Below are 20,994 nucleotides of genomic sequence, written 5' to 3' on the forward strand. Positions count from 1 at the left end.
GCCTACCCGGGCGCCCCGCAGGCTGCGCCCGCCGCTGCTGCCCCCGCGCGTCGGGACATCCCGACGAACACCGTGTGGATCTGGCTCGTCGTCGCGCTGCCGCTCGTGTCGCTGCTGACGCTGTTCCTGTTCGCCTGGTCGACGTTCATCCAGGCGTCGATCTACGCCTCGGCCTTCCCGGAGCAGGCTCCCTACGCCGCGTCGTCGTCGTTGCTGGTGACGGCCGGAACCTCGGTGTTCGGCTTCGTCCTGGCCGGCCTCACGGTGCTGTTCTCATTCCTCGACTGGCGCCAGCTGCGCGCCCGCGGCATCCAGAAGCCGTTCCACTGGGCGTGGAGCCTCTTCGTCCTGGCGATCTCCAGCGGCGGCGTCTACATCATCGGACGTGCCGTGATCCTGCGTCGCCAGACCGGCAAGGGTCTCGCGCCGGTGTGGGGCTGGATCGCGGTGACGGTGATCTCGATCGTCGCCGTCTCGATCTGGTTCTTCGTGATCTTCAGCCAGGTGTTCGCGATCATCGAGCAGCTGCAGTACTACGGCTACTGAGCCGACGGCGACACGTCAGCTCGAGCGGGCCACCAGGACCGCGTCGAGCAGGGCGTGCGCGGTCTCGTCCTTCGAACCGGATGCCGTGGCCACGACGTCCCCGTCGCGCCCGACGATCGTGAGGGCGTTGTCGGCCGTCTCGAATCCCCGGGTCCACCCGACGGCGTTCGCGGCGAGGAGGTCGACGCCCTTACGCACGACTTTGGCCCGTGCCCGCTCGACGAGCTCCTCCTCACCGTCGACGGTCTCGGCGGCGAACGCCACGATCGTCTGGTGCGGGCGACGTGCGGCGACGAGCCCCGCGACGACATCGCGGTTCTCCACCAGCTCCAGCGTCAGCGCGCCGGGGGAGTCCTGCTTGCGCAGCTTGTGCTCCGACACCGCGGTGACGGAGTAGTCGGCGACCGCAGCGGCCATCACGATGACGTCGGCGTCGGGGGCGGTGGCATCCATCGCCCGTCCCAGCTCGTCGGCCGTGCCCACCGCGATCACCTCGACGCGCGGATCGGGCCGCACGTCGGCGTCGAGGTGCGCGGCGACGAGCGTGACCTGCGCACCGCGGTCGGCGGCGGCGCGGGCGATTGCGACGCCCTGGCGACCGCTCGAGCGGTTGCCCAGGAAGCGGACCGGATCGATCGGCTCGCGGGTGCCGCCGGCGCTGACGAGCACCCGCAGACCCGCGAGGTCTTTCGGGCGTGCGACGAGGGCGAGCGCGGCGGAGACGATCTCCTCGGGCTCCGACATGCGACCGGGGCCGCTGTCGCCGCCGGTGAGCGCCCCGTCGTCCGGTCCGACGACGTGCACGCCGCGCGCGCGGAGCACCTCGATGTTGTGCACGGTGGCGGGATGCCGCCACATCTCGGTGTGCATCGCAGGCGCCACCACGACGGGTGCGGTCGTGGCCAGCAGCGTGGTGCCGAGCAGATCGGAGGCCAGGCCCGCCGTCATCGATGCCAGCGTGTTGGCCGTGGCCGGTGCGACGATCACGATATCGGCGGACTGACCGAGCGACACGTGCCGCACTCGCGCGACGTCCTCGTGCACCGAGGTGGTGACGGGATTGCGGCTGATGGCCTCCCACGTGGGCAGGCCCACGAAGCGCAGCGCGTCCTCGGTGGGGACGACGTGGACGTCGTGGCCCTCCTTCACGAGGAGCCGCACCAGGCCGACGGTCTTGTAGGCGGCAATGCCCCCGGTCACTCCCACGACGACGAACATGGCCCCAGTCTCCCAGGTAGATGCCGCCGGGGGTCGAAGCGATGACGAAAGACGGGGATGCCGCGGGCCCCGAGCCGCGACGAGAACAGGGGATGACGCCGATCGCGCGTGTGATGCCGCTCGCCCCGCCACCCCCGCGCGCGCGGGTACCGTGGGAGCAATGTGCACCGTCGTCGTCGAGGTCCCGCGCGAGAGCGGTCAGCCGGTCCGCGTGCTGGCCGTCCGCGACGAAGACCGGAACCGTCCGTGGCGGGGACTCGGGCGATGGTGGCCCGATCAGCCCGAGGTCGACGGCGTGCGCGATGACCGCGCCGGCGGTGCCTGGCTCGCCGTCGACACCGGCGCGCGACGTCTCGCGGTGCTGCTCAACCGCGAGGACCTGTCGGAGCGTTCGGACGACGACGTCGTCAGCCGGGGCGGCATCCCTCTGCAGTCCGTCGCGGGGGTGCTTCCGCCGGAGCCGGAGACCCGCGGGTTCAACCTCGTCGAGGTGGATGCCGGCGGTGTCACCGTCGTGGAATGGGATGGACTCAGGGCGGAGCGCACCCGCCTCGCGCCCGGAACGCACATGATCGCCCACCACAGCCCGGACGACCCGGCCACGCCGCGGATCGGACGGTGGCTCGAGGACTTCCGTCACGCGGGGATCGCAGAGGGCGAGGCCTGGTGGGAGCCGTGGCTTGCCGTCGTGGCGGCGTCGACCGCCGACCCCGCCACGTCGGTGCTGCGTCGTGACGCGCACGACGGTCTCGTGCTCGAATCGCTGCTCGTGTGCGCGGCGTCGGTGGGCGCGGACGGTGTCGACATCCGCGAGGCCGCCGTGGCCGAGCCGGGGGAGTGGGACGACTCTCTCGTCGAGCGCCTGCGCACCGGCATCCCGGTTCGGCCGCAGTAGGCTGGAATGCAGCCCCGCCTCCGTAGCTCAGGGGATAGAGCGCCGCACTCCTAACGCGGGCGTCGCAGGTTCGAATCCTGTCGGGGGCACCACGATCCCGTCGTTTCCGCTCTGCCACACTGGCATCGTGAGCAGTAGCCCCGCGCCGTCCCGTCGCCGCACCGTCCTGTGGTCCGTCGTGTCCGTCGTGATCTTCGCCGCGCTCTACGCCACCGTCGTCGGCCTCTATGCCGGCAGCGGCGATGTCGTGACCAGCGGCGAAGGCGAGACCACCGGAGATACGGTCGCGCTGGCGCTCACTCCCGAGAAGATGGATGCCACGACCAACCGCTTCTCGATGTCGGTGGTGCCCACGCAGGGAGACGACGGCACCGTGACGAACGGTCTGGTCGCGCTCCGCTCGTTCGGGGTGCTCATCTCGGCGGTCGCGGGGTCGAAAGCCACCCCCTTCGAGGACGGCGGTGTCATCGCGCCTATCGAGACCTCCCTGGTCATGGACGGCGAGATCGAGAACTGGCCGTTCGACCGCTACACGGTGCGGACCGTGATGACGGCGATCGAGGAGGAAGCGGACGGCGAGTCCGTGCCCCTCCCGACCACGGTTCAGCCAGCCAAACGCGGCATCCCGGGGTGGGACATCGCTGTCGCCGAGACTCCTCTCGGGGGCGGCATCCTCGCCGTTGACATCACGGTCACCCGATCGGGTTCAACGATCGCCTTCGGCATCGTCCTGCTCACGCTCATGGTGATCATCCCGATCCTGGTGGTGACGGTGGCGGTGATCGTGCTGCGCGGCAAGCGCAAGGTCGAGGTGACCGCGCTGGGCTGGATGGGTGCGATGCTGTTCGCGACGATTCCGCTACGCAACTTTTTGCCGGGCTCGCCCCCGATCGGGTCGTGGATCGACTACCTCATCGTGCTGTGGGTGCTCGCCGCACTCGTCGCCGGTCTCGTGCTGTTCGTCGTCGCGTGGGTGCGACGCGGCCCCGCCTGAGGCGCGGGACCTGCGCCCGGATACGACGATGCCCCGGCACGCGGCCGGGGCATCGTCGCATGGCATCACGCCTGGGTGGTGACGGCGAACTGCACCGATCCCTGCCCGTCGACCTGCGCGTCCAGTACGCGGTCGTCGAGCACCTGAGCGGCGTCGGCGTCGAGGAAGACGCGGGCGCCGGAGTCCTCCACGACGGCGTCTTCGGGCTCCGGCCCGTCGACGACCGAGAGGCGGAACTGCGACTCGGGGGAACCGGCGCCTTCGATGCGCACACCCCCCTGGGCGGCTTCCGGCAGCTGGGCGGTGATGGTCTTGACGGCGGTGGTGGCCTCGTGAGTGAGCGTCAGCATGTGGCTCTCCTTCTGTGTCGACGTCAGGGGCCAGCCACGATTCCGAGAATCGACGGCGGTCTCAACCTCACGGCGCCATTGCCAGGGGATTCTCACGGAGCGCTCAGCGCGTCCGGGACGCGCTCAGGGCAGCAGTCCCACCCGCCGCGCCCGAGCGACCGCGGCGTGCCGGGTCGAGGCATCCAGCTTCGACATCGCCGACGCGAGATAGGACTTCACCGTCGTCTCGCGCAAGTTCAGGGATTCCGCGATCTCGCCGTTCGTGGAGCCGACGGCCGCGCACGCGAGCACGTCCAGTTCGCGACGGGACAGGTGGATGCCGGCTCCCTCGGGGTCGGTCGGAGCGTCGCCCGAGAGTGCGGCCAGACGTGACTCGAGATCCTCCAACCGGCGACGGACCCCGTCGTCGCCGACGGTTGCGGCGATGCTGCGCAGCTGTGCGTAGCTCTGCCGGATCTCTTCGCGCGCTCCGGTGCTGAGGCCGTCGTCGCCCGACTTCGCCGCGGCCAGACGCCGGTCGACCTCGTCGCGCACGCGCAGCTCGGTGCCGAGTTCCCCGGCGATGTCGAACGCGGGGCGCGCCTCACGCTCTCCGAGCGTGGCCTGCCCCCATGAGCCGCAGTAGAGCACGCCCCGGGCGCTGCCACGAACCAGGACCGGCACGGCGAACAGCGTGGCGATGCCTTCCCCCAGGATCGCGCGATCGTAGTCGTGCGTGATCGAGCGGGCCGTGCGGTAGTCCAGCGCGAGGCGGGGGCGTCCTTCCACGAGAGCGCGCCCGCCGAGGCCGCGCTCGGCGTGCACGACGAGCCCCTCGATACTGCGGGTGCGCGCGCCCACGATCGTGGAGACGTGCACGGCGCCGTCGCGTTCGAGGCCGCCGAAGGCGACGGGGAAGTGCGTGCGGCGGGCGAGTTCGGTCACCGCGTGCGACACGAGCGTCGCGTCGTCTCGGAGTGCGGCCGGTGCTCCCACGAACTACCTACTTCCGGGGGTGACGGCTTCGTCGCCGCCTTTCGTAGCGTCGACCCTACCATCGGGATCGCTCGCCGATCCGGTGTTTTTCCCCTTCCGATGCTGCGTGGCATCGGTCTCATGAGGCAAGGAGGCCACATGACGGATAGCAGGATCGACGGCGCCTCGAGCGGCGTCGACTACATCGCGGTCGAGGAGTCCGCCCCGTTCCGGGAACTGAAGAGGCGCCAGCGCAGCTTCGTGTTCCCCATGGCCGTGGCGTTCCTCGTCTGGTACTTCGTCTACGTGTTGCTGTCCTCGTTCGCTCCGGCCTTCATGGCGCAGCCGGTGTTCGGGGCCATCACGGTCGGGCTCGTCTTCGGGCTCGGGCAGTTCGTCACGACATTCGCCCTCACGATGGGCTACGTCGCGTACGCCAATCGTCGTCTCGACCCGGGTGCGGAGCATCTTCGTGTCGAACTCGAGCGGGCTGAGCGGGGTGAGGCGTGAACGAGCTCTTCGGTACCGTGCACGCGGCCGTGCAGACGGTGGAGAACAATCCCGTCCTGAACATCTCGATCTTCGGGGCGTTCGTCGCGGTGACGCTGTTCATCGTCATCCGCGCCAGCCGCAACAGCAAGACCGCCGCTGACTACTACGCCGCGGGACGGTCGTTCACCGGGCCGCAGAACGGCTTCGCGATCGCCGGCGACTACCTCTCGGCGGCGTCGTTCCTCGGCATCGTCGGTGCGATCGCCATCAACGGGTACGACGGATTCCTGTACTCCATCGGATTCCTCGTGGCCTGGCTCGTGGCGCTGCTCCTCGTCGCCGAGCTCATGCGCAACACGGGCAAGTTCACGATGGCGGACGTCCTTTCGTTCCGCCTGAAGGAGCGGCCGGTCCGCATGGCCGCGGCGATCACGACGCTCGCCGTGTGCTTCTTCTACCTTTTGGCGCAGATGGCGGGAGCCGGCGGTCTGGTGTCGCTGCTCCTGGGCATCACCGAGCGCGTCGGGCAGTCGATCGTGGTGGCCGTGGTCGGCGTGCTCATGATCGTGTACGTGCTCATCGGCGGCATGAAGGGCACCACGTGGGTGCAGATCGTGAAGGCGTTCCTGCTCATCGGCGGTGCCGTGGTCATGACGATCTGGGTGCTCGCGATCAACGGATTCAGCCTCAACACGCTCCTGGAGAGTGCCGTGGCCGCCTCTCCGAAGGGGGAAGCGATCCTCGGACCGGGACTGCAGTACGGCGCCAACCCGTGGGACTTCATCTCGCTGGCTCTCGCCCTGGTCCTGGGAACCGCGGGGCTGCCGCACGTCCTGATGCGCTTCTATACGGTGCCGACGGCCAAGGAGGCGCGACGGTCGGTGGTGTGGGCGATCTGGCTCATCGGCCTGTTCTACATCCTGACGCTCGTCCTCGGGTACGGGGCCACGGCACTCGTCGGCTCGGAAGCGATCCTGGCCGCCCCGGGTGGCGTCAACGCCGCTGCACCCCTGCTCGCGCTCGCCCTCGGTGGGCCGATCCTGCTCGGGTTCATCTCGGCCGTGGCGTTCGCGACGATCCTCGCGGTCGTGGCGGGGCTCACGATCACCGCGGCAGCATCGTTCGCTCACGACATCTACGCCAACGTCGTCAAGAAGGGCAATGTGCCGCCCGACGGCGAAGTCAAGGTCGCGCGGCGCACGGTCGTCGTCATCGGCGTGCTCGCGATCGTGGGTGGCATCGGTGTGCAGGGGCAGAACGTGGCGTTCCTGGTGGCGCTGGCGTTCGCGGTCGCCGCGTCGGCGAACCTGCCGACGATTCTGTACTCGCTCTTCTGGCGCCGCTTCAGCACGCGCGGTGCGGTGTGGAGCATGTACGGCGGACTCGGGTCGGCCCTCGTCCTGATCCTGCTCTCCCCGGTGTTCTGGGGCGGACCCACGAGCGTGTTCGCGAACACGGGGGTGGCGATCTGGCCGCTGAACAACCCCGGCATCGTGTCGATCCCGCTGGGCTTCCTGCTCGGATGGTTGGGGTCGATCACATCGAGTCGCAAGGAGGATCCGCGTAAGGCCGCCGAGATGGACGTGCGCTCCCTCACCGGGTTCGGCGCCGAGAAGGCCTCGAGTCACTGATCCGCGCAGCGTCGCCCGGTCCGGCTTCCGCCCGGGCCGGGCGACGGGCGCGTTCCCGCCCCGGGGCTCACGCGCTCGCCGGGTTGTGGCTCACGCGGGGGAGCGCAGTCGATCCGCCCCGGCGACACCGTTCTCGAGGTCCAGCAGGAAGTGCTTGACCTCGGGATGGCCGCCGTACTCCCCGATCGAGCCGTCGGCGCGCACGACGCGATGCACCGGCACGACGATCGAGAACGGCGTCCGGGCGCACGCCGTCCCCACCGCGCGGGCGGCGCCCGGGGAGCCGGCCATGATCGCCACCTCTCCGTACGAGGCGACTTCGCCGTAGGGGATGCGTCTCGTGGCCCGCCCGCGGGAAACCGTCCACGAATCGCCAGTCCAACGGGATCTCGAAGGTCCGCCGACGCCCGGCGAAGTACTCGTCCAATTGTGCGAGCGCTCCGTGGGGCGCGCCGGTGTCGGGCTCGGGCATCACACCCAGGCGTTGCGCAATTGTCGTGCGTGCGATGTCGAGCCCGTCGTGGGCCACGTCGACGTGCACGAGGGCGTCGTCGACGAAGGTCAGCAGGATCGGGGCGAAGGGGCCGTCGTACACGGTGCTGGTCGCTGTGCTCATCCCGTCATCCTCTTCACACGCGTTCTGTCCCGCGCGGCTCCAGAGCCGATCTGTGGACGCCCGACGAGATTCGCCCGCTCGGGAGGAAGAGCCGATCGGCGCGGCGTGTCGTGCAATACCGCGAAACTCGGGCTCACTGCATGCCTTCCCAGGGTGCCCCGCTTAGTCTGGCAGGTGTGTGGCGAGCTGAGGACGGCGTCGTGACGGGCGCCGAAGGCGACGTTCCGACGTCGATCGATCCGGGCGAGCTGCGACTGTCGGAGCCCGGCATCGTGGTTCGTCACGTCGCCGACCCCGAACGCGATCGCATCCGTTCCGAGGCGGCGGCGCTCGGTGGGCGCTCGACGCTCCTGCGTTTCGACGATGCCCTCGACGCCGGCATCGACATCACCAAGGCCCACCCCGGCTCGCTCCCGCAGTTCATCACCGGCCGGGCGACCCTCCTCTCCAACCTCTTCCGCGACGAGGTGGCACTGCGCACCGCACGGATCGCGGCCGAGCGCATCACGGCCAAGAACGTCGAACTGCGCACCGCGCGCGGGCTCGAGCCCGTGCACCTGGCGGTCGGGCTGGCAGCGTGGAAGATCGGGGGAGTCGAGTGGTCGGCTCCCGTGCTGCTGCGCCCGCTCGCCATCCGACGCCACAACGGCGACTTCGAACTCAAGCTCCACGGCGCGTTCATCATGAACCCCGAACTGGCCCGCGCGTTCCGTACGCACCTCGGCATCCCGATCGACAGCACCGCTCTGGCGGGCCTGGCGTACGACCAGGGCGTGTTCAAGCCCCAGCCGGTGATCGACCACCTGCGCCGACTCACCACGCACGTGCCCACTTTCGTGGTGCACCCGCGCCTGATCATCTCGTCGTTCGCCGACGTCGGATCGGGCATGGCGCGCGACACGCAGCATCTCGACGATCCGCTGCTGAACGCGCTCGCCGGGCACCCCGACGACCGCGCCCGCATCACCGTCCGCCGCGCCGACCCGGTCGTCTCGAGCCCGGACGAGCGCGCGCCCGCCGCCGACACCCTGCTCCTGGATGCCGACGCCGAGCAGGAGCGCGTCCTGGCCCGCATCTCCGCCGGGCACTCCCTCGCCGTGCACACCCTCCCCGGCACGGGCGGCACGCAGACGGTGATCAACGCGATCGGGCAGAGCGTCCACGCGGGCAAGCGCGTCCTCGTCGTCAGTGCGCGGCGGTCCACCCTCGACGGCATCCGTCATCGCCTGGCCGGCGTCGGTCTGACCGGGCTCGCCGTCTCACCGACCCACGTCCGTCGCGACCTCATCCGCGCGATCGGCCGGAACGAGAAGACCGAACAGCCCAAGGTCTCCGAGATCGACGATGCGCTCGTGCGGCTGCGGACCGTCCTGCGCGATTACCGTTCGGCCGTCACCGAGCCGCATCTCGCGCTGGGGGTCTCGGCTCTCGACGTCCTGCGGGCACTGACGGCGCTGGCATCCGTCTCTCCGGCGCCCTCGACGTCGGCGCGGTTCGATCTCGCGACGCTGGAGCGCCTCGCCGGGCGTCGCGACGCGGCGGCCAAGGCGCTGGCGACAGCGGCGCGTCTGGGCGAATTCCGTTTCGGTCCCGATGACTCGCCCTGGTACGGCGTGAGCTTCACCCGTACCGAGGACGCCCGTGCGGCGCACGACCTGGCGGGGAAGCTCCACGCCCAGGACGTTCCGCGACTGCTCGAGCGCGGCTACGAGCTCATCGCCCAGACGCGCATGCGCCCGTTCCAGACGGTGTCCGAGCTGGGCGCGTACCTGAAGCTCCTGCAGGGCATTCGCGAGTCGCTCGACCGCTTCAGCCCCACGGTGTTCGAGCGTCCGCTCGGCGAACTCATCGACGCGCATTCACCGCGCCGGGACTCGTCGGCGATGAGCGGTCCGAACCGTCGGCGTCTGCGTCGGCTGTCGAAGGAATACGTACGGCCCGGCGTGCACGTATCCGACATGTACGAAGCGCTCGTCCGCATCCAGCAGCAGCGCACCGAATGGCAGCGCGTGGTGGAGGCGGGCGTCACCCCCGAGGTTCCGCTCGGTCTCGCCGACGTGCACGTCGCCTGGCAGCGGACCGACGCTCTGCTGGGGGAGCTCGACCACATCCTCGGCCGTCAGGGCTCGGAGCGGTTGGCGACCTTGCCGGTCCAGGTGCTCGTGCGCACCCTCGCGGGGCTGGCCGCCGAGTCGACGTTCTTCGACAACCTCGTCGAGCGCGCACAGTTGCGCGGCGAGCTCGCGCGCCTCGGGCTCGAGCAGCTCCTGGTCGAGCTGTCGGTGCGACACGTCCCCGAGGACCGCGTGGGCGATGAGTTGGAGTTCGCCTGGTGGCAGTCCGCCCTCGAGCACCTGCTGCGCACCGACCGGGCGCTCCTCGGAGCCAACACCAGCGTCGTGGACCGTCTCGAACGGGACTTCCGCCTCGTCGACGAGGCGCACGCCGCCGCGGCCGGTCCGTTGCTCGCGGCCCAGCTCGCCACGCAGTGGCGTATCGGCATCGTGGACCACCCCGACGAAGCTGCGGCGCTGAAGACCGCGCTGAAGGACGGTCTGCACACCGCGCAAGAGATCTCGGATGCCGCGCCCACGCTGTTGCGCACCCTCGCGCCGGTGTGGCTGGCCTCGCCGTACGAAGTGCCCGACGTCCCCAGCGACCTCGCGTTCGATGTCGTCGTCATCGCCGACGCTGCGGCGCTGTGCCTGGCCGAAGCGGCGCCCGCTCTCCGCCGGGCACGCCAGGTCGTGCTGTTCGGCGACCCGGTGGTTCAGAAGCCGACGCCGTTCCGGGTGAGCGCGACCCTGACGCCGCTCGCCGACGACGAAGCCGATGACGTCCCCTTCGACGAGGTGTCGGTGTTCGAGCGCATCGCCGAACTCCTCCCGGTCGAGACGCTGACCCGCAGCTACCGCGCCGGCGGCGAGGACCTCGCGGAGCTCGTGAACGACGCGTTCTACGGCGGCGAGATCGTGTCGCTGCCCTGGGCCGGGTCGTATCTCGGCCGCGGCAGCCTGAGCGTCGATTACGTCGAGAACGGCGTCGGCGCCCCCGACCCGGTCAGCGGTGCCGTCGAGAGTCCGGATGCCGAGGTGGCGCGCGTGGTCACCCTCGTCGTCGAGCACGCCGTGAACCGCGCCGCCGAGTCGCTCATGGTCGTCACGGCCAGCCGCAAGCACGCCGAGCGCGTGCGGGCCGCCGTCGAGGCCGCACTCGCGGGCCGCTCCGACGTGGCGGCGTTCGTCGCGCGGGATGCCGCGGAGCCCTTCGCCGTGCTGACCCTCGAGGAGTCCGTGGCCGAGAGCCGCGACCGGGTGGTCTTCTCGCTCGGGTTCGGGCTCACCCGTCACGGGCGCGTCCTCAGCGACTTCGGCGATCTTTCGACCCCCGACGGCGAGCGTCTGCTCACGGTCGGCATGACCCGCGCGCGACGTTCGATGGTGATCGTGTCGTCGATCCGCCCGTCGGCCTTCGACGACGGCCGCCTCGAACACGGCGCGGCGACCCTCATGGGCATCCTCGGCAACCTCGCCGGACGGGGGCGCGACTCGCGGCTCGAAGAACTCGCCGACCCGCTGACCCGCGCTCTGGCGCGGGAGCTGCGCCGGTTGGGAGTCGAGGTCGACCTCGACTACCGCGGACTCCTCCCGCTCGTGGCCCGGTCGGGCGGCAAGGCGGTCGTGGCCGAGAGCGACCCCGAGACGATCGGCGAATCGTTGCGCGAGACGCTCCGCCTTCGGCCGCAGATCCTGCGCCGCCTGGGCTGGCACTACGTGCGCGTGCACGCCTTCGATCTCTACAGCGACCCCGCGGGCGTGGCATCCCGGATCGCGGAGCTGCTCGGCGTCTCGCCCGACGACGCGGCGACCCCCGGCACCACCACCGAGCCCCTCGACCTTTCCGGGTGAGCGGCGTGGCGGAGGAGGCCGAGGCGTCAGCCGACGCCGACGAGGTCCGGCAACCCATCGTGCGGATGCCGGGAGCCCGGCGTGCACGCTTGCTCGCGGCACCCGGGACCAGCGCGGAGCCCGCGCCGGCGGACGACCCCTCGCGAGGGGAAGCGGCCGGGCCCGTGGCATCCGGGCCGAATGACGCGCAACTGCTGCGCGACGTCCCCCCGCACTACTGAGCCGGCGCCGGGCTTGCGAGCGCGCGGCGCTGTCGTTCCGGGCACCACGAGAAACGCGATCCGTGTCGAGAAACGCGAAGAGAGAGCGTTTCTGGACACGGATCGCGTTTATGGATGCCGTGACGGCCGTGACGGCCGTGGTCAGGCGCGGGGCTGACGCTCCAGCAGATCGCGGATCTGCACGAGCAGCTCCTGCTCGGTGGGGAGCTTCGGCTCTTCGCTCTGCTCGACGACGCCGGCGCGGGCCGCGGCGCGGGCCTTCCACCGGTTCATCGGGAAGACGAAGACGAAGTAGACCACCAGGGCGACCGCGAGGAAGCTGATGACCGCGCTCAGGAGCGCCCCGAGCGGAAACGTGACCGTCTGGCCGTAGATCCCCGTGATGCTCGGGCCGAACTCGCCGTTCTCGTTGGCCACATAGAACACTTCGATCAGCGGATTGATGACCGCGCTGACGATGGCGTTGACCACCGCGGTGAACGCCGCTCCGATGACCACCGCTACCGCGAGATCGATGACATTGCCGCGGAGGATGAACTCCTTGAATCCTTGGATCATGACGTGGCTCCCGTTCTGCCGCGTCGCGCGAGAGTCAGGATGCGGGGGCGGACGCGGTCTTCGTCGATTCCGAAGTCGATGATGTCGAAGATCCGCCGGTCGACTCGGATGCCGCGCCGGAGGACGCCCCATTCGACCCGCGGGAGTCGGTGCGGTAGAACCCCGAGCCGTTGAAGGTCACACCGATGGAGCCGTACTGCTTGCGGAGCTCGCCGCCGCACTCGGGGCACTCGGTGAGGGCGGCGTCCGAGAAGGACTGCACCGCGTCGAAACGGTGACCGCACTGCTTGCAGGCGTAGGCATAGGTGGGCATTCGGGTTCCTTCGGGTGTTCAGGCGGCTGAGCCGTCGATGGCGACGGTGCGCGTGGGGGTCACGATGCCCGAGACAGGCTGGTCGTGCACGTCGCGCGGGACCTCGTCGACGAACTCGGAGTCGAAGATAACGGCGTAGACGGGCGGGCACTTCTCCATCGATCCGATGGTCTTGTCGAAGTAGCCGCGGCCCCAGCCCAGTCGCATCCCGCGGCGGTCGACGGCGGCCGCGGGGATGACGAGCAGGTCCACGTCGTTGACGGCGATCGGGCCGAGCACGTCGCCCACGGGCTCGGGGAGTCCGAAGAGGCCTTCGGCGATCTCGGCATCCGGTGTCGCGACCGTCCAGTCCAGCAGGCCGTCGTCCCGCGTGATGGGAAGGAGGACCCGGATGCCGCGAGCCACCGCGTCTTCGACGAAGGCGTGTGTGCCGGGCTCGGTGGTCGTGGAGAGGAAGCAGGAGATGCTGCGGGCACCGAGGCGATCGACGAGCGCGTCGAGCTGGGCCTTGACACCGGCCTCGGCGACCTCGCGCCCGGGCGCCGAGACGTTCTGGCGTCGTTCGCGCAGGTCGGCGCGTAGCGCGCGTTTGGCCTGCTCGATGCTGTCGGGCATGCAGTCAGTGTACGTGGGCGAACGATCGCGACGTGCGCAATTGGTAACAGCGCGGTCGCATGACACCAGTAGGGTATGCGCATGCCTCATAAGCCCTTCAAGGCCGTCATTCCGGCCGCAGGACTCGGTACTCGCTTCCTTCCGGCCACCAAGGCCATGCCCAAAGAGATGCTGCCGGTCGTCGACAAGCCCGCGATCCAGTACGTCGTCGAGGAGGCGACCGCGGCCGGGATCCAGGACGTTCTGATCATCATCGGCCGTAACAAGAACAACATCGCGAACCACTTCGACTCGATGCCCGAGCTCGAGACGAAGCTGCGCGAGAAGGGCGACCACGACAAGCTCGCCAAGGTCGAGCACTCGTCCGACCTCGCCGACGTGCACATGGTCCGCCAGGGCGAGCCGAAGGGTCTCGGTCACGCAGTGCTCCGCGCGCGCAGCCACGTCGGCGACCACCCCTTCGCCGTGCTCCTCGGCGACGACCTCATTGACGAGCGCGACCCGCTCCTCACTCAGATGATGGACGAGTACGACAAGCGCAGCGCCACGATCATCGCCCTCATGGAGGTCGACCCCGAGCACATCCACCTCTACGGTGTCGCGGCGGTCGAGCCGACCGAAGACGAGGGCGTGGTCAAGGTCACGAAGCTCGTCGAGAAGCCCAAGGCCGAGGACGCGCCCTCGAACCTCGCCATCATCGGCCGCTACGTGCTGGGTCCCGATGTGTTCGGCATCCTGGAGCACACCGAGCCCGGCAAGGGCGGCGAGATCCAGCTGACCGACGCACTCGAGGAGCTCGCGAACGGCGGCGGCGACGGTGGCGGTGTGTACGGCGTCGTGTTCCGCGGACGTCGCTACGACACCGGTGACCGGGTGGACTACATCAAGGCCATCGTGCAGCTCGCGTCCGACCGCGAAGATCTCGGCCCCGCGCTCCGCCCGTGGTTCAAGGAGTTCGCGGCGGGTCTGTGACCCGACGGGATGCCATGGATCTCTCCGTCCCACGACGGCACGGTGAGGTGTCGATCCGACTCATCCGCAATCGTGACGCGCGCGTCCTCCAGCAGCAGCTGATCGACAACCGGTCATGGTTGCGACCGTGGGAGGCGACGAGCCCCGACGGTCCGGTGTCGTTCGACATGCGCCTGGGGATCCGGCGTCTGCTCCAGCAGTACCGCGACGGCGTCGGCGTCCCCTTCGTCATGGAGTGGGCCGACGAGGTCGCGGGGCAGTTGAACGTCTGGGGCGTCTCGCGCGGGTCACTGGCGTCGGCGACGATCGGGTACTGGGTCGCCGAGGGCTTCGCCGGTCGGAACATCACGACGATCAGCGTCGCGATGGCCACCGACGTCTGCTTCACCGCGCTGAACCTGCACCGCGTCGAGATCTGCATCCGGCCCGAGAACCATGCCAGCCTGCGTGTGGTCGAGAAGCTGGGCTTCCGCTACGAGGGTCTGCGTCGCCGCTACATCCACATCGACGGCGACTGGCGTGACCACTACGCGTTCGCACTCGTGCGCGAAGAGGTGCCGTACGGCGTCCTCGACCGCTGGGAGCGGGGTCAGGTCCCTCCGGATGCCGCGCGCGTGCCGCCGGCCGACCGGTTGTAACACGGGTGCGCCCCGGCGTTGCGGGTGTTCTGTGGGCGGGGGATTCGCCGAGACTGCATCCCGCTGACATGTCGGCTGCAGGCTGCGGGGGATTCGTCGGCTGATTGATGTCTCGCGACCTCCATATCAGAGGACGCGACACGCGGAAGGATGCCGAGGTGTGACCTCGGCGTGACCTACCGTGGTGCCATGGGTGGACAGGTTCTCGGCGGCGGGGTGATCGTCTTCGTCGCGGTCGCGCTGTGGTTGGTGTACTTGCTGCCCTCGTGGCAGAGCCGTCACCGCTTCACTTCCGCCGAGCGCAACGCCGTGCGGCTGAACCAGGCGCTGCGCGTCCTGGCCGAGACCGCCGAGACCCCGCGCGAAGTGCGTCTGGAACTCACGGCGCGTACGGCTCATCAGCAGACGAAGCTCGCGCGACAGGTGCAGTCGCAGAAGGCGCAGGTCGAACTCGCCGAGGCGAAGGCCCGTCTCGAGGTCGCGCGCCTCGAAGCGGCTCGCGACCGTGACCTCGTCAAAGAGCAGCGCGCCGCCGCCCTCGAACTCGCTCGCGCCGAGCGTGCAGCCGCCGTCGAGGTGGCCAAGGCCGAACGGGCCGCGGCGCTGGAGAAGACGCGCGCCGAACAAGCCGCCGCCGTCGAACGCGCCCACGCCGAGCGTGCGGTCGCCGTGGCTCGGCCCGAACTGCGCCGTGCGCGTGCGCGACGTCGCTTCCGCCTCGCCACGACGTCGTTCGCCGTCCTCGGGCTGATGGCGGCCGTGGTCGGAGGCATCCAGGTGTTGTTCGGTGCCGCGCCCGTGCTGCTCGCCATCGGGGGTGTGGCCGTCCTTCTCTCTCTCACCGTGCTGCAGCGCCTGTCGCGCGTCGCGGCTCGCGCCGTCGCGCGTCCGATCGAGGAGGATGCCGTCCGCCCAGCCGTCGAGGTGCAGGACTTCGTGGCCGCGGCTCCCGCGCCTCGACCGACGTGGACTCCGCGGGAGCTCCCGCGCCCGCTGGTCGCCTCGGCCGGTTCCCGCGCCGCCGCGGTCGTCGACGAGCAACTCGCCCGCGAGGCGCTGCGCGCCGCGGCACGCGAACAGGTCGCCCGCGACATCGCCGCCACCGAGGCTCCCACGCCGATCGAGACCGCGCGCCCGGCGGCATCCCGTCCCGCGCCCTCGGCCTACGCCGCGATGGGCTACGTCGACGACACCGAGATCGAAGACCACGTGCGCCGTCTGCTCGAGCGCCGCGCATCGGGGCAGTAACGCTCGTCCGCACGGCACGCCCGGGTGTCCGCCCGGGGCAGGGGCGTCGAACGTTGCGTGATAGTGTTGTCGAGTTGTCCGGGCCTGTGGCGCAGTTGGTAGCGCGCCTCGTTCGCATCGAGGAGGTCAGGGGTTCGAATCCCCTCAGGTCCACCAAATCCACCGGCGGCGCACCCACACAGGGTGCGCCGCTTCGTCGTTCCCGGCCGCCGATGGCCCGGGTCACGCTCCCTTGAACGAGCGCAGCTGCGCGAGAAGCGCGGGCGCCCCGGCGTCGAAGCGCCGGCCGCCCACGAGCACCCCGGCCGTAAAGACCAGCACGCCCCACAGCGGGCCGACCGCCAGCGCGAGCCATCCGGCGACGCTCGATCCGCCGAACGCGGCCATGGCCGCCGGGATGACGGCCGGCACGGCGATGATCGCGGCGAGGATCCAGCACAGGAAGAACAACAGCGTCATCACGAAGGACGTGCCCGGAACGCGCTTGAACGGCGAGTCGCCCGGCGCGGGCGTCGGGATGACGAGGATCGCCGAGCTGACCGCGCTGACGCCGTAGCCGACCAGCACGACGCCCAGCGAGGCGCCGAGGACGGCGGGGAAAAGGTCCCATCGTCCGGCGATCGCGATCGTCACGGCGTCCGCCAGCACGACGAGGGGGATGCCGATGCTCGCGGCGCCGAGCATCCTGCCCAGGCGATCGGCGCGCCCGCGGATGCCGGTCTGCATCACGGTCGCGAAGGCGGTGCCGTCGTACGAGACGTCGGTGTAGGGGAGCGTCCCGGCGAAGAAGGCTGCCAGCAGACCCGAGAGCGCGAAGAACGGCCCGGCGGTGTCGCCGCCCGAGTAGATGAGCACGATCACCGGGGCGAACGGGAGCAGGATCAGCTGCCGGAGGTAACGCATGTCCCGCGTCCACGAGGTCAGCGAGCGCGCCCACGTTGCGCCGGCGGGGGTGGACGGCATCCGACCGAACCAGCCGAGCGAGCCGGCGCTGCGGCGAGCGCGGGAGCGGGCCGGGGGAGCGACGACCGAGGCCGCGAGGCTCCGCTGCCACAGCACCCACAGCGCCGCGAACGTGGCGACGGCGATGGCGAACTTCGCGAGCGCGGGGAGCCACGATCCGGTGGCGAGGTCGCCCGGCACCGCCCACACCGCGCCGATCGGGGTCCACGAGATGGCGGTCGTGATGGTCTGCAGCTGCGCGCCCTGGCCACTCACGGCGATCACGCCGTTCGTGATCCCGATGAACAACGGGCTGGCGAAGATCAGCAGCGTGAAGCCGATGAGTCCGATGACCTCGCGTGTGCGTCGCCCGCCGCCGAAGCCACCGGCGAGTGCTGCGACGGCGCGGGAGGCGACGACGCAGATGAGCACGCCGAGGGGAACGCACACCACCGCGGCGATCGCGGCGACGGGTTCGCGAGCCCACACGAGGAACGTCGCGAGCGCCCCGAGCGTCGTGGCGATACCGGGGACACCGGTGAGTCCACCGGCGGTGATGGCGATCATCATCTGGCGCGTTGTCATCGGGAACGGCGCGAGCTTGGCCGGGTCGAGGGTCGTGTCGATGCCGGCGGCGAACACCGGCCCCACGACCCATCCGAGGGTCAAGACGGCGCCCGCCGCGGTCACGGCGGCGCGCGCGATGTCGAAGTCGAGCGCGCCGACGAAGAACAGCGCCACACCGGCCAGCCCCAGCATCCACACCGCACCGAGGAGACCGAAGATGAAGCCGACGAGCTGCATCGGGCTCCGCGCGAGGGTGTTGCCCAGGACGCGGAACCGGATCTTCAGGACTGTCGCAACCACTGCGGCCCCTCCGAGTGGTGGCGACCGCCGACGAGATCCACGAAGCGGTCCTGCAGTGTCTGCGTGCCGCGCACCTCGTCGACGGTTCCGGATGCCAGAAGGCGGCCTTGCGCGATGATCGCGACGTGGTCGCACATGCGCTGCACCAGGTCCATCGAGTGGCTCGAGACGATGACCGTGCCGCCCGAGGCGGTGTAGCCGCGGAGGATGTCCTCGATGTTGGCGGCGGAGACCGGGTCGACCGACTCGAACGGCTCGTCGAGGACGAGGAGGCGCGGCGCGTGGACGAGAGCGCACGCGAGGGCGACCTTCTTCGTCATGCCCGCGGAGTAGTCGACGACGGGCGTCCCGGCGGCCTCGCCGAGATCCATGATGCGCAGGAGATCGGCGGTCCGGGTCGCGACCTCGTCGCGCGGGAGCCCGAACATCATGCCGGTGTACGTGACGAGCTGCTCGCCCGTCAGCCGATCGAACAGCCGGACGCCGTCGGCGAGGTTGCCGATGAGCTTCTTCGCCTCGACCGGGTGCGCCCACACGTCGACCCCGTGGATCTGCGCCGTCCCCGCGTCGGGGCGCAAGAGCCCGGTCGCCATCGACAGGGTCGTCGTCTTGCCCGCGCCGTTCGGCCCGACGAGCCCGTAGAACGATCCCGCCGGGACGGTCAGGTCGAGGCCGGCCACGGCCGTCTTCTCCCCGAAGCGTTTGACGAGACCGTTCAGCTGCATCGCGGGCAGCGAATCGGCCGCTGTCGGTGGGGCGACGGCTTCGGGCAACACGGACGTCGGTGGTACCTCACGCGAATTGTCGGTCACTTTTCGAACCTATCCAGCGATCGAGGGTGATCCCAGCCCCGGATCGGATATTGCGTTCTCCGTACCGGACCGCTTCGGCGGCGGGGCGGTTCCGCCGGCCGGCTCATCGGCGCAGGGTTCTCGTTCGGCCTCTTCTTCGCGACGAATGGCCGACGACGTCACCGCCGCCAGTCCCATGCGATCCCGGTGAACAGGCCTCCGTGAGCGTCACGCAGGCGGACGGTCGCGATACCGCGTTCATCGAGGGTAGTTCTGTTGTGCTCGTCGGGTTTGGTCGGGCGCGCGAATGGGCTGGCCTGTGTGTAAGTCCACACATCCGCGGGTGTCTCGCCCAGGAAACGGACTTGGATCGTCGCAAGAAGGGACCGCTCGTGGAAAGCGCGGCTGGCGAGCGTGAGCGAATCCGCGCCGCTGCTGACGTCGGGATGAATGGTGAACTTCAAGTCATACACGCCGCCGCGGACCATCGGCTCGGTCGCGGTCCGGGCCTTGTTGAGGTGCCAGAAGTGATCATTCCATCCCGCGCCCTCCACTGCGCGGGTGTTCACCTTGAAGTCGCCTTCGGAATGCGGGGTCGTGCGACCCGGGTAAGACCGGGTGACGGTGACGTAGTCCATCTCGTCGAAGGTGGCTGCGAAGCGATAGTGCTCCCGGGTTTCCTTCCAACGACGGTTCTCTACGACGATCAGAGTGCTGGTCGCCTCGTAGATGATGCCGTCGTGCATCTCCGGCACCTGGATGACCAGTGGTGATTGCGTGTACCTGCCGGTGAGGAGCTTCGTCAGCAGGTGGGGGAGGGCTCGTTCTTCGCGCGCGGCGACCGTCTCCACGCCGCGCCCGATTTTCTCGCCGTGCGCCTTTCGGCGTTCTTGCAGCCGTATGAGCCGCCGTGTTTCGGGGCTGAGGGCGAAGACGTCGAGCAAGAGCGCAGCCTCATCGTCGTCCAACGAGTGGATCGCGGAGAGGAATCGGCTCACCATGCGCTCGAAGGTGTCATCCGGATCCTCTTTGAGCAACGCCCTGACCGATGGCACCTGATCCAGCCTGCGTTCGATGAAGCCCTCGAACTTGCGTAGCAGACCGAGATCCGCGGCGACGTCCTCTGTGTGACGTTCGGCTTGCGTGCGACTACTGGCGTTCATCCGAGCCTCTGACCGGTACTGCAGTATGTGAGCTCTCCAACTTTATTCCGACTCTCCCCGCGTCGATTTCCTGATTCCTAGCGTCGAAACACCTCGACGAAAGGACCACGACCATGACCACCCCCACTCGAAGAGTCCGGAATGCGGACGTCACTCCGGACGTTCGCTGCGATCTTTTCCGGGCGCATCCCGACAGGCGTTTCGCCGTCATTGCCCTCGGACACGGTCTCCGGGCCAACCCTCTGTACACCGCCTACTTGGAGCTTCGCACCCGCGTGTACACGGAGCAGACCGGGATGCTCGATCCCGACTCTCTCACGTACGGGCTCGATGTCGACGACGACGACGACCGCTCCGCCTCCTTCCTGGTGGTGGAGAACCGCTCGCCCTTCCCAGTTGCTGTCGCCTGCGTGCGTGTGATCGAACGTCTCGGCGCGGACAACCGACCTCTGCCCGCCGACAGCCTGTACGGCCTGGCTCTCGGGAGCGGGAGTGTCGAGGTGTCGCGCTACATCGGCCGTCTCGACGATTCTCGGCACCAGGCGCGCGCGTTGTCCGAGCTGCTGCGGTCGACGATCGCCCACATCCGACAGGCCGGAGCGGACGGTGACGTCTATGCGATCGTCGAGCGCCCGCTGGAGCGCCTGCTGCGGATCATGGGCGTGGGGGTCGTGCGGATCGCCGATCCGATTTGGCTGGACGAATACCAAGGGGTCAACGTCGCTATTCGGCTCGACCCCGTGGTCTCGGCGGTGGGTCTCGGCGGGCTCTCGGAGATCGACGAACTCGATGTGTCCGAGGGTGCCGCCCGCTTCTGGGGAACGGTTGAGCGATGACTCTCGAACGGTGTGAACAGCACGGCCCTGTGCCCCCGGAGTTTCGCAGGAACCTCGGCTTCTGGCGGCACAGCGAGCAGCAGATCCTCCGGGACTCGACGATAGCTATCGCCGGCGCCGGCGGTGACGGTTTCGATCTCGCGGTGGCATTGGTCATGATGGCTGGGCCGAAGGAGGTGCGGATCGCGGATCCCGAGACCTTCGTGCCCGAGAACTCCAACCGTGT

General features: G+C 69.6%; 22 protein-coding genes, 2 tRNA genes and 1 pseudogene. 14 read left to right on the plus strand and 11 right to left on the minus strand.

All coding sequences use genetic code 11. From position 1 onward, the window contains the following. Positions 1–546, plus strand: a 546-nt coding sequence (locus LQV45_RS04510; RefSeq protein ID WP_230005950.1) for a hypothetical protein, incomplete at its 5' end; no start/stop codon positions are given. Positions 547–561: 15 nt separating this feature from the next. Here LQV45_RS04510 and coaBC read toward each other — a convergent pair. Beyond that, positions 562–1,764: a bifunctional phosphopantothenoylcysteine decarboxylase/phosphopantothenate--cysteine ligase CoaBC gene (gene coaBC, locus LQV45_RS04515; RefSeq protein WP_230005951.1), complete on the minus strand. Its 1,203-nt coding sequence runs from the start codon at positions 1,762–1,764 to the stop codon at positions 562–564. Between the two features lie 160 nt (positions 1,765–1,924). Between coaBC and LQV45_RS04520 the strand changes: the two genes are divergently transcribed. From LQV45_RS04520 to LQV45_RS04530, 3 genes are all read left to right on the plus strand, one after another. Then, complete coding sequence (locus tag LQV45_RS04520) at positions 1,925–2,659, plus strand: NRDE family protein (RefSeq protein WP_230005952.1); 735 nt, start codon at positions 1,925–1,927, stop codon at positions 2,657–2,659. Positions 2,660–2,675: 16 nt separating this feature from the next. Further along, positions 2,676–2,751: transfer RNA gene (locus LQV45_RS04525), tRNA-Arg, on the plus strand. 35 nt (positions 2,752–2,786) lie between these two features. Next, on the plus strand, positions 2,787–3,653 hold the full coding sequence (locus LQV45_RS04530) for a DUF4436 family protein (protein WP_230005953.1): 867 nt from the start codon (positions 2,787–2,789) through the stop codon (positions 3,651–3,653). Between the two features lie 65 nt (positions 3,654–3,718). Here LQV45_RS04530 and LQV45_RS04535 read toward each other — a convergent pair whose 3' ends face one another. Beyond that, a complete protein-coding gene (locus LQV45_RS04535) occupies positions 3,719–4,003 on the minus strand; it encodes a Fe-S cluster assembly protein HesB (protein ID WP_138173711.1) in 285 nt (94 codons plus the stop codon). 123 nt (positions 4,004–4,126) lie between these two features. Further along, entirely contained in the window at positions 4,127–4,978 is an 852-nt protein-coding gene (locus tag LQV45_RS04540) for a LuxR C-terminal-related transcriptional regulator (RefSeq protein ID WP_230005954.1), read from the minus strand. A 138-nt stretch (positions 4,979–5,116) separates the two neighbouring features. On the opposite strand from LQV45_RS04540, the gene LQV45_RS04545 reads away from it, so the two are divergent. Continuing rightward, complete coding sequence (locus LQV45_RS04545; RefSeq protein WP_171024226.1) at positions 5,117–5,467, plus strand: DUF485 domain-containing protein; 351 nt, start codon at positions 5,117–5,119, stop codon at positions 5,465–5,467. After that, positions 5,464–7,080: a cation acetate symporter gene (locus tag LQV45_RS04550; RefSeq protein WP_230005955.1), complete on the plus strand. Its 1,617-nt coding sequence runs from the start codon at positions 5,464–5,466 to the stop codon at positions 7,078–7,080. Before LQV45_RS04545 ends, LQV45_RS04550 begins: the two co-directional genes overlap by 4 nt. Before the next feature lie 90 nt (positions 7,081–7,170). On the opposite strand, the gene LQV45_RS35865 is transcribed toward LQV45_RS04550, so the two are convergent. Together LQV45_RS35865 and LQV45_RS35870 are read right to left on the minus strand one after the other, a co-directional pair. After that, the gene (locus LQV45_RS35865) at positions 7,171–7,371 is read right to left on the minus strand and encodes a methylated-DNA--[protein]-cysteine S-methyltransferase (RefSeq protein WP_374208142.1); all 201 of its coding nucleotides are present in this window, start codon (positions 7,369–7,371) and stop codon (positions 7,171–7,173) included. A 145-nt stretch (positions 7,372–7,516) separates the two neighbouring features. After that, a pseudogene (locus LQV45_RS35870) lies at positions 7,517–7,696 on the minus strand (methylated-DNA--[protein]-cysteine S-methyltransferase); the annotation flags it as partial. 140 nt (positions 7,697–7,836) lie between these two features. Here LQV45_RS35870 and LQV45_RS04560 point away from each other — a divergent pair. Both LQV45_RS04560 and LQV45_RS04565 read left to right on the plus strand, forming a co-directional pair. Then, positions 7,837–11,604 carry an AAA family ATPase gene (locus LQV45_RS04560; RefSeq protein ID WP_374208143.1) on the plus strand — a complete coding sequence of 1,256 codons (3,768 nt, stop codon included), beginning with the start codon at positions 7,837–7,839 and terminating at the stop codon, positions 11,602–11,604. Then, complete coding sequence (locus tag LQV45_RS04565; RefSeq protein WP_230005957.1) at positions 11,601–11,825, plus strand: hypothetical protein; 225 nt, start codon at positions 11,601–11,603, stop codon at positions 11,823–11,825. The genes LQV45_RS04560 and LQV45_RS04565 overlap by 4 nt, the downstream gene beginning before the upstream one ends. Positions 11,826–11,966: 141 nt before the next feature. On the opposite strand, the gene mscL is transcribed toward LQV45_RS04565, so the two are convergent. From mscL to LQV45_RS04580, 3 genes are read right to left on the minus strand one after another with little or no spacing between them, the layout of a single operon-like run. Continuing rightward, entirely contained in the window at positions 11,967–12,383 is a 417-nt protein-coding gene (mscL, locus tag LQV45_RS04570) for a large conductance mechanosensitive channel protein MscL (RefSeq protein WP_230005958.1), read from the minus strand. Between the two features lie 34 nt (positions 12,384–12,417). Continuing rightward, positions 12,418–12,696: an FmdB family zinc ribbon protein gene (locus LQV45_RS04575; protein WP_138173701.1), complete on the minus strand. Its 279-nt coding sequence runs from the start codon at positions 12,694–12,696 to the stop codon at positions 12,418–12,420. 18 nt (positions 12,697–12,714) lie between these two features. Further along, positions 12,715–13,311 (minus strand): 5-formyltetrahydrofolate cyclo-ligase, encoded by a 597-nt coding sequence (locus LQV45_RS04580; protein ID WP_230005959.1) that lies wholly within the window; start codon positions 13,309–13,311, stop codon positions 12,715–12,717. A gap of 81 nt (positions 13,312–13,392) precedes the next feature. Here LQV45_RS04580 and galU point away from each other — a divergent pair, with 81 nt between their 5' ends. The 4 genes from galU to LQV45_RS04600 all read left to right on the plus strand — a co-directional run bounded on the left by galU (position 13,393) and on the right by LQV45_RS04600 (position 16,325). Next, a complete protein-coding gene (galU, locus tag LQV45_RS04585; RefSeq protein ID WP_230005960.1) occupies positions 13,393–14,283 on the plus strand; it encodes a UTP--glucose-1-phosphate uridylyltransferase GalU in 891 nt (296 codons plus the stop codon). Positions 14,284–14,297: 14 nt separating this feature from the next. Further along, positions 14,298–14,921 carry a GNAT family N-acetyltransferase gene (locus LQV45_RS04590; RefSeq protein WP_230005966.1) on the plus strand — a complete coding sequence of 208 codons (624 nt, stop codon included), beginning with the start codon at positions 14,298–14,300 and terminating at the stop codon, positions 14,919–14,921. 189 nt (positions 14,922–15,110) lie between these two features. After that, positions 15,111–16,169, plus strand: coding sequence for a large exoprotein (locus LQV45_RS04595; protein ID WP_230005961.1), 1,059 nt, complete (start codon positions 15,111–15,113; stop codon positions 16,167–16,169). 80 nt (positions 16,170–16,249) lie between these two features. Further along, a tRNA-Ala gene (locus tag LQV45_RS04600) sits at positions 16,250–16,325 on the plus strand. A 66-nt stretch (positions 16,326–16,391) separates the two neighbouring features. On the opposite strand, the gene LQV45_RS04605 is transcribed toward LQV45_RS04600, so the two are convergent. The 3 genes from LQV45_RS04605 to LQV45_RS04615 form a co-directional block, all read right to left on the minus strand. Then, positions 16,392–17,978: a hypothetical protein gene (locus LQV45_RS04605; RefSeq protein ID WP_230005962.1), complete on the minus strand. Its 1,587-nt coding sequence runs from the start codon at positions 17,976–17,978 to the stop codon at positions 16,392–16,394. After that, positions 17,960–18,703: an ABC transporter ATP-binding protein gene (locus LQV45_RS04610; protein ID WP_230005967.1), complete on the minus strand. Its 744-nt coding sequence runs from the start codon at positions 18,701–18,703 to the stop codon at positions 17,960–17,962. The genes LQV45_RS04605 and LQV45_RS04610 overlap by 19 nt, the downstream gene beginning before the upstream one ends. Before the next feature lie 245 nt (positions 18,704–18,948). Next, entirely contained in the window at positions 18,949–19,932 is a 984-nt protein-coding gene (locus tag LQV45_RS04615) for a hypothetical protein (protein ID WP_230005963.1), read from the minus strand. 113 nt (positions 19,933–20,045) lie between these two features. Here LQV45_RS04615 and LQV45_RS04620 point away from each other — a divergent pair, with 113 nt between their 5' ends. Together LQV45_RS04620 and LQV45_RS04625 are read left to right on the plus strand one after the other, a co-directional pair. Next, on the plus strand, positions 20,046–20,768 hold the full coding sequence (locus LQV45_RS04620; RefSeq protein WP_230005964.1) for a hypothetical protein: 723 nt from the start codon (positions 20,046–20,048) through the stop codon (positions 20,766–20,768). Between the two features lie 29 nt (positions 20,769–20,797). Beyond that, positions 20,798–20,994 (plus strand): ThiF family adenylyltransferase (locus LQV45_RS04625; protein WP_230005965.1); only part of this gene is annotated, 197 nt, incomplete at its 3' end.

It is taken from the genome of Microbacterium sp. Bi128 (assembly GCF_918698205.1).

Coding starts and splice junctions, on each gene's coding strand:
- coaBC (WP_230005951.1), bottom strand. CDS start 1,764: ATGTTCGTCGTCGTGGGAGTGACCGGGGGCATTGCCGCCTACAAGACC.
- LQV45_RS04520 (WP_230005952.1), top strand. CDS start 1,925: ATGTGCACCGTCGTCGTCGAGGTCCCGCGCGAGAGCGGTCAGCCGGTC.
- LQV45_RS04535 (WP_138173711.1), bottom strand. CDS start 4,003: ATGCTGACGCTCACTCACGAGGCCACCACCGCCGTCAAGACCATCACC.
- LQV45_RS04545 (WP_171024226.1), top strand. CDS start 5,117: ATGACGGATAGCAGGATCGACGGCGCCTCGAGCGGCGTCGACTACATC.
- LQV45_RS35865 (WP_374208142.1), bottom strand. CDS start 7,371: ATGGCCGGCTCCCCGGGCGCCGCCCGCGCGGTGGGGACGGCGTGCGCC.
- LQV45_RS04560 (WP_374208143.1), top strand. CDS start 7,837: ATGCCTTCCCAGGGTGCCCCGCTTAGTCTGGCAGGTGTGTGGCGAGCT.
- mscL (WP_230005958.1), bottom strand. CDS start 12,383: ATGATCCAAGGATTCAAGGAGTTCATCCTCCGCGGCAATGTCATCGAT.
- LQV45_RS04575 (WP_138173701.1), bottom strand. CDS start 12,696: ATGCCCACCTATGCCTACGCCTGCAAGCAGTGCGGTCACCGTTTCGAC.
- LQV45_RS04580 (WP_230005959.1), bottom strand. CDS start 13,311: ATGCCCGACAGCATCGAGCAGGCCAAACGCGCGCTACGCGCCGACCTG.
- galU (WP_230005960.1), top strand. CDS start 13,393: ATGCCTCATAAGCCCTTCAAGGCCGTCATTCCGGCCGCAGGACTCGGT.
- LQV45_RS04590 (WP_230005966.1), top strand. CDS start 14,298: ATGGATCTCTCCGTCCCACGACGGCACGGTGAGGTGTCGATCCGACTC.
- LQV45_RS04595 (WP_230005961.1), top strand. CDS start 15,111: ATGGGTGGACAGGTTCTCGGCGGCGGGGTGATCGTCTTCGTCGCGGTC.
- LQV45_RS04610 (WP_230005967.1), bottom strand. CDS start 18,703: ATGCAGCTGAACGGTCTCGTCAAACGCTTCGGGGAGAAGACGGCCGTG.
- LQV45_RS04615 (WP_230005963.1), bottom strand. CDS start 19,932: ATGAACGCCAGTAGTCGCACGCAAGCCGAACGTCACACAGAGGACGTC.
- LQV45_RS04620 (WP_230005964.1), top strand. CDS start 20,046: ATGACCACCCCCACTCGAAGAGTCCGGAATGCGGACGTCACTCCGGAC.